Genomic DNA, 7190 nt, shown 5'->3' on the forward strand with positions numbered 1-7190 from the left:
ATGAGTTTGCTGCCAGATCGCCACCCAAACCTTGATTTCTTCGTCCTCGATATCGCGGATGCGGTGCCGAAGGACGACATGGCCTCGATGGAGCATCCGCTGTTCTCACTGGCAACGAAACCGGACATGCGGCACCTCGAATATCGCAGCGGCGACAACATTCTGAAAATCCGACCATCCGGCCTCGGCCTGCCCACCATCTTCGACAAGGACATCCTGATCTTCACGATCAGCCAGCTCATGCACCGCAAGAACCGGGGCGAGGCGATTGGGGATACCGTGCGCTTTTCAGCCCGCGAGCTGTCGGTTGCCACCAACCGCCCGATCGGTGGCAACCATTACAAGCGCCTCGAAGACGCTTTCGCCCGCCTCCAGGGTGCGCAGTTCGTCACCAACATCAGGTCCGGTGGCAAGATCGAGACGCGGATTTTCTCGCTCATCGACGAGGGCGGTTTTGTGCGCACAGACGACGAACGGTTCCGCTTGGACTATTGCGAGGTGAAGCTGTCGCGCTGGCTCATGCGGGCTATCGAGTCCGACCAGGTTGTCACGATCTCGAACGACTACTTCCGGCTGCGTCGCCCGCTGGAACGCCGCCTCTACGAGATTGCGCGGAAACATTGCGGCAGCAAGCCGAAATGGCAGATCGGACTGACGACGCTCCAGAACAAGACGGGCAGCAACGCCCCCGTCAAACGATTCCGGCATAATCTGCGCGAGATCATCAAGGCGGACGTGACGCCGTTCTACCGCTTCGAGCTGGACGATGCGGACCTCGTGATCGTCCGGCCCCGCCAGTCCAAGGCGCAGATCACCCCAGCCATTGCCCTGCCCGACTGGGCCGAAGAGAAAGCCCGCGCCATGGCACGGGAAAAGGGCCGAGACTACTACGCGCTGCGGGCCGATTGGCTTTCTTTCGCGCAGGCGGAAACGGCCAAAGGCAATCCGCCGAAGAACGCAGGAGCGGCCTTTGTCGCCTATTGTGCAAAACAGGACAGCCTGCGCTAGCGGCTATCCAAACAACCGCCCCCAGAAGCCCTTGCGCGGCTCGGCTGCCGTCTGCGGCCGCAGATCGACCAGGAGCGCGTGGAGCTGGTCTTCCTTGCGTTCCGCCCGTTCGGCCCGCTCTTTCAGATCCTCGATGCGTTGTTCCAGAAAACCGCGTTCGCGCTGGTCAGATTGGACCTGGGCGCGAAGCTTCTCAACTTCGGCCTGCAACGCACTGGTTTCACGGGGTGTTTCAGGTGTTTCGGTAGGGGTTGCAATTCGCTTCACAGCACCGTTCCTGTGCCCGTTAGCATCCTTCCACCGTTCCAGCTCTGCCGCGTCGATGCTGTAGGAGCCATCATCAAGACGTTTCGCGCTAAGCTTCCCTTTTTTTATGGCTCTGGAAAGAGTTGGCTTGCTGAAATCTGCCGCTTTCGCAGCTTCTCCTAGGGTGTAACTCATGGGTGTAACTGCTCGCTCTCACAGGGTTGCAATTCGCCTCATCTACCTGTGAGGCTTACAGTTACGCATGTTACACCCACTTGGCGCATTCTCCAAACGACTTGCCGAGATTCACATCAACGGACCTTCGCTGCGCTGCGCGTGAACTCACAGTGTGCGGACAAACCGTGAATTCGCTGCGGTTGCGCCAATGGCAGCTGTCGGGTTGTCCGACACGGTTCACGATGATCCGTTTTAACCTGCTAGAGTCCGCATCGCGACCTCAATCGGCCCGCGCTTGAACCAACGCGCCCAGATCAGTGCGTAGACGGTAGCGGCGAAACAAAACAAGAGGGACGCGCCAACGGCCTGCCCTATGGTTTGCCCTCCAAGCATGCCAAGTGCCTCAAGCGTTCCCAAGCCAACCAGAATGTGAGCGATATAGAGCGTCAGGGTTTGCCGTCCTGCGGGAACCACCAAGCGGAGAACCCCCATTGCCTTGAGGCGGTCCGAGATCAGCAAGCAGACCCCAACGACTACGCACGCGGCACCGAGGCCTGCTAGCGTGTAAAGTGGCATTGGCGGGACGGGTTCTGTTGTAGCCAGTTCCACGAGTTCAAGTGCAATCGGTGTCAATTGAGCTTTCAGAAAAGTGCTCAGGCCCTCCGCAATCACAAATGCAACCGCGCCTCCGGCGACCAACTTCCCCTGAGTTGCGCGTTCTGCGAGCGAAATTCTACTGAGAATGATGCCGAACAGCAAAAACCCAAGCCACGGGATGACGGGGTGCCAGCCATTGAAGAACAGGTTGCGGATGAACCCAATTGGCGTCCAGAAGCCTGAGTAGGTGTAGTCGTCCCAATTCCAGCCTGCGTCATAGTTCAGCGTCAGGATCATGATGGCAAAGGCTATGTTGAGGCCGACCAGCACCCCAAACAGCGCCCGAGAGCCAAGAGGTAGCAACAGCACCCCAAACAGAAAGTAGAACGCGTAGTAGTGCAGGATATCCGCATCAAAAATGGTCATGTTCAGCAGACCGATCACCAGCAGGAACAACGCTCGCTTGATGGTCACAGAAATCGTCTGATCAAGCCCCTTGAGGCTCGCTAAACCAAGGCCAATCCCTGCCAGAACTACAAAAGTCGCGGCAGCGCGTCCCTCGAGAGCGACCGTCAACAGGTTCAGTACGCCTTCGCCCCCTTCAGCCCCCATGGCGATCTTGAAGTTGACAATCACCATTCCGACAAAGGCGACGTAACGGGCGAGATCGAGGCCCTCAAGCCGGTTACCTTTGCTGGTTTGTTTGATCTTTTCCATCAGTGCTATCTACTTCGCTGTCTTTGTGTCTTGATCTGGTGATACGGGTTCTATGGGCTCCGTGACAGCGGCTCGATTAGGATTTGTCGTCCGAAGCGTCAGCTTTGGTTTCCGGGATGAAATAGAGAAACCACAAGAACCAAAGTGCACCAGTCAAACCCCACCATGACCCACCAACCGAGAACACCTCGATCAGCTTTGGGAGCTCATAGACCCCGATCAGACCGAGAAATCCAAGATACCAGCGCTTTTGAAATGTCATGACAAACCCTTTCCTTACGTCTCATTCGATGTTATGAACGAACGACCGTTCATTGCTTAATTGGCAAACACAGGAGCGTCAAGTCAGTGACCGACAAAGAGAAGTCTATTCATCCCCGAAAGATCGAAATTGTGCACGCAGCGGTCACGTGCTTTCTGGAACGCGGCTATCACCAAACGGGTGTCCGCGACATCGCCAAGCAGGCCGAGGTTAGCCTCGGAAACCTCTACAACCACTTCAAGGGCAAGGAGGCCGTTCTGGCGTTCATCGCCGAGATAGAGGGAAAGGAGCTGGCTGGATTTATTGATCTGCTGTCAGAGCCTGATGATCCGCAAGCAGCGTTAGAGCAGTTCATTGGTGACTACGCGGAATACGTATCGCGCTCGGAAAACGCATTGCTGGGGGTGGAAATCTTAACCGAAGCCCTTCGCAACCCTGTGATCGCAGACGTCTTCGGAAAGAACCGAAGCTTTCTGATCGAAGCGTTAGTCCGTTGCCTGAACATAGGTGCCAGATTGGGTGTTTTTGCGCCATATGACGATCAGCGCGAGGTGGCCTACATGGTTTTGGACTCGTTGGAGGGGCATGGTCTTCGCAGCCTGTCGAAGAAGGCGTCAGGCGAGATCGGCATTCAGACGCTCCGGTCGATTATTCTCAACGGACTGAAACCATAGTGCCAACACAGCGGACATCCATTCCCCTCGCAGCATCAGTAGGTTTGGGCTCTTCGATAACCTTCGCCGCGCGCTGCCCGAACGACCGCTACGGGCTGGACCACGAGCCCTTCTATAGCCCGTGGCCCAGCCCGCGATCTCGCTCGGCGATGCTGTCCGCCTCGCGCTCGATCTCCCGCTGACGTTCCAACTCCTGCTCCCGCGCAGCGTCCAGCTCGACTTGTCGTTCCTCGGCTTCGCGGCCCTCGCGCAATGCGGCGGCACGGTCTGCGAGGGTGTCGGGGTCGATCCCGGTCGCCGCCTCGCGCAGCCGCGCCGCCAAGTCCTGCGGCGTTTCCCGTTCCCGGTCTGGCGCGTCAGCCTCCTGCACCTCTGGTCTGCCCTGCCGTGCCTCCCAAGCCTCCCGCAATCGTTCGGCAAGATCAGGTTCCTGGTCCCGGCCATCCCGGCCCCCGGCAAGCGCCAGCTCGGCCTGCCCGGACCCTAGCCGGTCCAGCACCCGCTCCGCTGCGCGATCAAGCCAGTCGCGGACCTGGCCTGCCAGATCCCGCGCCAGCTCCATCACCTCGGCCGCACGGGCCTTGGCCTCGTGCCAGGCCCCGACGCGGCCGACCTCGATGCCGCGCTCCTTGAGCTGCCACGCCCCCAGCGAGAGCTGGGGCAGGGGCGGCCGGTCCAGCTCGATGGCCCGCACCGTCTGCACCAGCTCCGCGCCATCGTCGCCGCGATCTCGCGCCGCCGATGCCAGCTCAAGCGCCTCGTCGCGCTGCGCCACGAGGGTCCGGTGGTCCACGCGGTCCTCAATGCCGGCCCGCTCAAGGGCGGCGTTGCTGTCCCGCGCCCACGCCTCGCGCCAGCCTTCCAGAACCTCGACAGCATTCCAGTCGCGGTTCTTGGTGGTGAAGCCCTCCGCGTCGATCTCGCGGGTGGTCAGCAGAATGTGGGCGTGATGATTGCGCTCGTCGCCCGCACGCCCCGGTGCGTGCAGGGCGATATCAGCCACCATACCCCGGTCCACGAACTGCGCTTGTGCGTAATCGCGGACCAGGGCGACCCGCTGCGCATGGGTCAGCTCGTCGGGCAGGGCCACGCGCACCTCGCGGGCGACCTGGCTGTTCTTGCGGGTCTCGGATTCCTCGACCCGGTTCCACAGCTCGGATCGGTCACGGACCCAATCCGGCGCATGGTCCGGTGCTAGGATTTCGGTGTGATCGACACCGCCCCGCGCCGCGTAATCGAAGGTAAGCCCGGTGCGGCGGTCTTCGATGCGCTCGGCCACGCGGTAGGCGACAGCCGCCGTGGCGCTGCGGCCTTGGCTGCGAGAAATCATCGTTGCGCGTAAATGATATATCGCCATTCAGGAGCTGCACTTTGCTTAGGGGTTAAGGGGAAACGCCAGTCTCCCCTACCCACACAAACGCGCAGCGTTTGTATAAGTGGGCACTTCGTGTCTTGCACCCTGCCTCAACCCACGGCACAAATCAACATAGGGCGATGAGCGTGGAGACCGAAATGGCGCGAACAGTAGATCAGCAGATAGCGGAAACACAGGCCAAACTCGCTCGCCTCAAGACTCGTCAGAAAGCCAGCGAGACCCGCCGGAAAATCATCGTCGGGGCCATCGTGACAACCGAAGCCCTGAAAGACCCGAAGATTGCACGATGGATGGCGGCAACCCTGCGCAAGAACGCCACCCGCGAAGTCGATCAGAAAGAGCTGGTCGGGCTGCTGGCGGAACTGGATCAGGTGGCGGCGAAGGCGGATCAGACATGAGCGGGAACCCCGGAGACGCGTTCGACATCCTCTCGCAGGAGCTGACAGCCCTGCGCCGAAGCATCGAGCATCTTGCCCGCACCAGCCTCGACAAGCAGGAAGCTGAAGCCCTGAACAAAACCCTGACCCAGGCGGTTGGCAAGATGGAACGCGCGGCAGAAAATGCCCCGGCAAGCCTCCAGAACACCCTGCGGAATGACCGGGACCAGGTTGTCCGCAATGCCACCGCAGCGGCTGCCAGCGCCGCACAGGGCGTCCTGACGGAGGTGGCTGGGGAACTGGCCAAGGAGCGTGATGCCTTTCGCAAAGCCGCCGGAGAGGCCCGCAGAGAGGCGTGGCGGTGGTTTGGCGGGTTCTGGGTGTGGTTGGCCTCTGTAGGGGCCGCAGGGGCGCTCCTTGGCGCTCTGGCGGCGTTCTGGATCACGGGGCGGGGCGATGCCCGTGAGTTTGGGCAGTTTCCAAGCATCTATTGCGGCACCGCAGGCGGACAGGTGGTCGAACAGGACAACGGGTCCAGCTACTGCGCGATCTGGATCAACAGGCCGGATCAGTGAAAATCAGTCCGGCCATGCTCCACCGCAGCGTCGATGATCTTTCGCACGGATGCCATTGCATCCTCATGGCTCACCGTCCGGCCAGCTTTAACATCCACAAGCCCGCGCTGGATGCCTTCGATGATGGCTCGTTCTGTTCTGAGAACGGTCGCTGTCGGGTTGCTGGGTGTCATGGCATCGGCTCCCATGGGTTGATGATCTGCACGCCTGTCGGTTCAAAATCCGCAACATTGCGCGTAACGATTGGCATGGCGTGGGTGATCCCTGTCGCGGCGATCAGGGCGTCCCGGTCACTGCGAGGGTCTGGAACATGCAAAGCGGCACAGCAGAGCGCGACAGGCCCGTCCACGGGCAAGATACGCCCCTCGAACACTGGAAGCACCCGATCAGCCATCCAAGCCCTCAAGACGGCGCCCTGCGTGCTGTCACGCCTTTCCATCTGCCTGACGCCCATCTCAAGTTCCAAGAGGGTGATGGCGGACAGAAAGAGGGCTGACGGGTCTTGATCCTCGGCCCAGGCAACGACATTGGCATCCGCCTTCCCTGCTTTTGCCTTGCGCAGCTCGGACACCACATTCGTATCGAGGATGAACATCAGGACAAATCAGCGGGACGTGTGAGGCGACCCAAGCGATCCGGTTCAAAAGCTACGTCTGCCGCTTCTGGATCGGCAAGCAAATCAAGAATATTTTCCTGGCGTCCTGTAAGCCGCCTGTAGGCTTCAATGCTGAGCAAGACATGAGCGGGTTTGCCCCGGTCTGTGATGAACACAGGTCCGTCTTGCGCAGCCCGCTTTGCACCACTGGCATCCTGATTGAACGTCCGGCTGTTGATCGTTGTCATTCCCATCGCTCACATCCTTCTAAGCACTTTATGTAGCAACGTAACTACAACAAGCTAGAATGTCAATCTGAACCCTTCATGACTAGCTTCCTCTTCCTGCTACCCACCCATCCGGTCAGCGTTCTGCCCTAGTGTTAATAGTGTTACCTACGGAGTAAGTTACGGATTCAGCAACCTCTTGCTCTGCTTGAAATAAAATCGCTTCCGGGTTCCGAAAGGGTCAAACTTTGGTTCCGAAAGGGTCAAACTTTGGTTCCGAAAGGGTCAAACGGGCTTTCCTCGAAATTTGGTTCCTGATAGGTCAAACGAGAAAGCTCCTGATAGGTCAAAGATTCGCTG

At 59.6% G+C, this 7190-nt stretch carries 11 protein-coding genes; 4 read left to right on the forward strand and 7 right to left on the reverse strand.

The window, feature by feature from the left end:
* On the forward strand, window positions 1–1008 hold the full coding sequence (locus DSM107133_RS24850) for a replication initiator protein A (protein ID WP_114291868.1): 1008 nt from the start codon (window positions 1–3) through the stop codon (window positions 1006–1008).
* A 3-nt stretch (window positions 1009–1011) separates the two neighbouring features.
* On the opposite strand, the gene DSM107133_RS24855 is transcribed toward DSM107133_RS24850, so the two are convergent.
* From DSM107133_RS24855 to DSM107133_RS24865, 3 genes are all read right to left on the reverse strand, one after another.
* Complete coding sequence (locus DSM107133_RS24855) at window positions 1012–1449, reverse strand: helix-turn-helix domain-containing protein (protein WP_162791944.1); 438 nt, start codon at window positions 1447–1449, stop codon at window positions 1012–1014.
* A 234-nt stretch (window positions 1450–1683) separates the two neighbouring features.
* Complete coding sequence (locus DSM107133_RS24860; RefSeq protein ID WP_114291870.1) at window positions 1684–2745, reverse strand: DUF418 domain-containing protein; 1062 nt, start codon at window positions 2743–2745, stop codon at window positions 1684–1686.
* Between the two features lie 76 nt (window positions 2746–2821).
* Entirely contained in the window at window positions 2822–3007 is a 186-nt protein-coding gene (locus DSM107133_RS24865; RefSeq protein WP_114291871.1) for a hypothetical protein, read from the reverse strand.
* A gap of 86 nt (window positions 3008–3093) precedes the next feature.
* Between DSM107133_RS24865 and DSM107133_RS24870 the strand changes: the two genes are divergently transcribed.
* Window positions 3094–3681, forward strand: a complete 588-nt coding sequence (locus DSM107133_RS24870) for a TetR/AcrR family transcriptional regulator (RefSeq protein WP_240310368.1) — start codon at window positions 3094–3096, stop codon at window positions 3679–3681.
* A gap of 112 nt (window positions 3682–3793) precedes the next feature.
* Here DSM107133_RS24870 and mobQ read toward each other — a convergent pair whose 3' ends face one another.
* Window positions 3794–5038, reverse strand: coding sequence for a MobQ family relaxase (gene mobQ / locus DSM107133_RS24875; protein WP_243253660.1), 1245 nt, complete (start codon window positions 5036–5038; stop codon window positions 3794–3796).
* Between the two features lie 155 nt (window positions 5039–5193).
* On the opposite strand from mobQ, the gene DSM107133_RS24880 reads away from it, so the two are divergent.
* Both DSM107133_RS24880 and DSM107133_RS24885 read left to right on the forward strand, forming a co-directional pair.
* Window positions 5194–5454 (forward strand): hypothetical protein, encoded by a 261-nt coding sequence (locus DSM107133_RS24880; protein ID WP_114291872.1) that lies wholly within the window; start codon window positions 5194–5196, stop codon window positions 5452–5454.
* Window positions 5451–6008 (forward strand): hypothetical protein, encoded by a 558-nt coding sequence (locus DSM107133_RS24885; RefSeq protein ID WP_114291865.1) that lies wholly within the window; start codon window positions 5451–5453, stop codon window positions 6006–6008. The genes DSM107133_RS24880 and DSM107133_RS24885 overlap by 4 nt, the downstream gene beginning before the upstream one ends.
* On the opposite strand, the gene DSM107133_RS24890 is transcribed toward DSM107133_RS24885, so the two are convergent.
* From DSM107133_RS24890 to DSM107133_RS24900, 3 genes are read right to left on the reverse strand one after another with little or no spacing between them, the layout of a single operon-like run.
* Window positions 6002–6181 carry a hypothetical protein gene (locus DSM107133_RS24890; protein ID WP_205387742.1) on the reverse strand — a complete coding sequence of 60 codons (180 nt, stop codon included), beginning with the start codon at window positions 6179–6181 and terminating at the stop codon, window positions 6002–6004. The two genes, DSM107133_RS24885 and DSM107133_RS24890, sit on opposite strands and share 7 nt — an antisense overlap.
* Window positions 6178–6603 carry a type II toxin-antitoxin system VapC family toxin gene (locus tag DSM107133_RS24895; RefSeq protein ID WP_114291866.1) on the reverse strand — a complete coding sequence of 142 codons (426 nt, stop codon included), beginning with the start codon at window positions 6601–6603 and terminating at the stop codon, window positions 6178–6180. The genes DSM107133_RS24890 and DSM107133_RS24895 overlap by 4 nt, the downstream gene beginning before the upstream one ends.
* Window positions 6603–6857, reverse strand: coding sequence for a type II toxin-antitoxin system Phd/YefM family antitoxin (locus DSM107133_RS24900; RefSeq protein ID WP_114291867.1), 255 nt, complete (start codon window positions 6855–6857; stop codon window positions 6603–6605). Before DSM107133_RS24900 ends, DSM107133_RS24895 begins: the two co-directional genes overlap by 1 nt.
* Between the last annotated feature and the right edge of the window lie 333 nt (window positions 6858–7190).

Source organism: Pseudosulfitobacter sp. DSM 107133 (assembly GCF_022788695.1).
Taxonomy (GTDB): domain Bacteria; phylum Pseudomonadota; class Alphaproteobacteria; order Rhodobacterales; family Rhodobacteraceae; genus Pseudosulfitobacter.

What these genes read in the sequence shown, in the direction of transcription:
- DSM107133_RS24850 (WP_114291868.1), top strand. Translation starts at nt 1, where the DNA reads ATGAGTTTGCTGCCAGATCGCCACCCAAACCTTGATTTCTTCGTCCTC.
- DSM107133_RS24855 (WP_162791944.1), bottom strand. Translation starts at nt 1,449, where the DNA reads ATGAGTTACACCCTAGGAGAAGCTGCGAAAGCGGCAGATTTCAGCAAG.
- DSM107133_RS24860 (WP_114291870.1), bottom strand. Translation starts at nt 2,745, where the DNA reads ATGGAAAAGATCAAACAAACCAGCAAAGGTAACCGGCTTGAGGGCCTC.
- DSM107133_RS24865 (WP_114291871.1), bottom strand. Translation starts at nt 3,007, where the DNA reads ATGACATTTCAAAAGCGCTGGTATCTTGGATTTCTCGGTCTGATCGGG.
- mobQ (WP_243253660.1), bottom strand. Translation starts at nt 5,038, where the DNA reads ATGGCGATATATCATTTACGCGCAACGATGATTTCTCGCAGCCAAGGC.
- DSM107133_RS24880 (WP_114291872.1), top strand. Translation starts at nt 5,194, where the DNA reads ATGGCGCGAACAGTAGATCAGCAGATAGCGGAAACACAGGCCAAACTC.
- DSM107133_RS24885 (WP_114291865.1), top strand. Translation starts at nt 5,451, where the DNA reads ATGAGCGGGAACCCCGGAGACGCGTTCGACATCCTCTCGCAGGAGCTG.
- DSM107133_RS24890 (WP_205387742.1), bottom strand. Translation starts at nt 6,181, where the DNA reads ATGACACCCAGCAACCCGACAGCGACCGTTCTCAGAACAGAACGAGCC.
- DSM107133_RS24895 (WP_114291866.1), bottom strand. Translation starts at nt 6,603, where the DNA reads ATGTTCATCCTCGATACGAATGTGGTGTCCGAGCTGCGCAAGGCAAAA.
- DSM107133_RS24900 (WP_114291867.1), bottom strand. Translation starts at nt 6,857, where the DNA reads ATGGGAATGACAACGATCAACAGCCGGACGTTCAATCAGGATGCCAGT.